The organism is Aneurinibacillus migulanus (assembly GCF_001274715.1).
In the GTDB taxonomy this organism is placed as follows: Bacteria; Bacillota; Bacilli; order Aneurinibacillales; family Aneurinibacillaceae; genus Aneurinibacillus; species Aneurinibacillus migulanus.
The window spans coordinates 1-1,904 of record NZ_LGUG01000019.1; the positions used below are offsets into that span (position 1 = coordinate 1).

Annotated in this window: 1 protein-coding gene; it reads right to left on the reverse strand. The window is 53.0% G+C overall.

What is annotated here, in order from left to right:
- A partial coding sequence (locus AF333_RS31320; RefSeq protein ID WP_144424218.1) for a (Fe-S)-binding protein occupies nucleotides 1–1,904 on the reverse strand: 1,904 nt, incomplete at both ends.

A 1,904-nucleotide genomic window follows, 5' to 3' on the forward strand; every position in this document is an offset into this window, starting at 1 on the left:
ACCATATCAAGCGTCTGAACTTTTTCTTCAACTTCCTTTGCTTTCGTGCCGTCTGACAGCATCGTCAAGCAATATGGACAAGCACTTCCGATCGTCGTCGGATTCACAGCCAAAGCCTGCTCGGTGCGTGCAAGGTTCACACGTGTGCCCTGATGCTCTTCCTGCCACATCATCCCGCCGCCCGCGCCACAGCACATGCTGTCACAGCCGGAACGCTCCATTTCCACGATCTCGACGCCAGGGATGGCGGACAGGATCTCTCGCGGCGCATCATATATATCATTGTAACGGCCCAGGTAACAGGAGTCATGATAGGTCACACGCTCTTTCACTTCATTCACCGGTTGAATCCGGCCTTCCCGCAGCCATTCCACCAGCAGATCAGTATGATGATAGATTTCCACGTCTTCGAGTCCAAACTCCGGATATTCGTGCTTGAACGTATTGTAGGCGTGCGGGTCCATCGTCACGATTTTCTTCACATCATACTTCTGGAAGTTCCCGATGTTCTCCATCGCCAGCTCCTGGAACAGCATTTCATTGCCAAGACGGCGGGCTGTATCACCTGAGTTCTTCTCTTCGTTGCCCAGAATAGCAAACTTGATACCCGCTTTGTTCATCACACGGGCGAACGATTGGGTTAATTTGATGCTTCGATTATCGAACGAGCCCATCGAACCAACGAAGAAGAGGTATTCGAATTCGTCCGCTTCCTTGACGGTCGGCACGAGATCTTCCATGCCTTCACGCCATTTAATCCGGTCTTTACGGTTGATGCCCCACGGATTGCTCTGACGTTCGATGTTGCTCAACGCACGCTGGGCATCGGACGGCATGCGTCCTTCCGTCATGACGAGATAGCGGCGCATGTCGATGATGTGACCTACGTGCTCATTTGCCACCGGACATTGGTCCTCACAGTTACGACATGTCGTACATGCCCAGAGCTCTTCTTCTGTAATGACATCCCCAATGAGCTGCGTATCGTACTCAATCTTCAAAGCGGATGAGCCTTCCGTCGCTGCTGCCGTCTCTTCCACAACCTGACCTGCCCCTGCGGCGCGTGCTTGTACAGCTAACGCATTGCCGGTCGATTCTTTAAAGACCGCGGCCGGCATCCATGGCGTACGACCTGTAATGGCGGCCCCTTTCTCCGTTAAGTGATCACGCATTTTCACGATTAAATCCATCGGCGATAGGGTCTTACCTGTGCCGGCAGCCGGGCACATGCTTGTACAGCGGCCACACTCCACACAGGCGTATAAGTCAATCAGTTGGTTCTGTGTAAAATGCTCAATGCGTCCGACGCCGAATTCTTCTGCGCCTTCTTCTTCCAGCTTCTCGAAGTCGATCGTGCTCAGCTTGCCTGGAGGACGTGTCTTATCCTTCATAAGCCAGTTGTACGGCGCAAACAGAAGATGCGCGTGCTTGCCCTGCGGAATATACACCAGGAAGAACAACAGCGTCAGCAAGTGCACCCACCAGAAGACATAGAAGAGGGCGCCTGCCGCCGTCGGACCGATGCCCGCCAATGCCAGTGCAAGGCTGGAGGCGATCGGCTGCGTGGAACGGAAGCTGATGGCGTCGGCATGCAGCCAGATGATTTCTAATCCTTCAGACAGAAGCGTACTGATCATCAAGATGCTGATGAGCCAAACGACCAGATTGGCTTTCCAACCGCGTTTTAAGCGCTTTAATTTTTCGACGTTGCGACGATACCAGGCATAGAAAATGGCTAGCAGGATCGCCACAACGACCACTTCCTGGAACAGAAGGAAGTAAGGATATGCCGCACCAAACGGCAGGTGCGAGCCTGGCTTCAGCCCTTTCCAGATTAAATCAATGGCTCCGAACTGGACCAGAAGGAAGCCATAGAACAATACGATGTGCATGACACCGCTTTT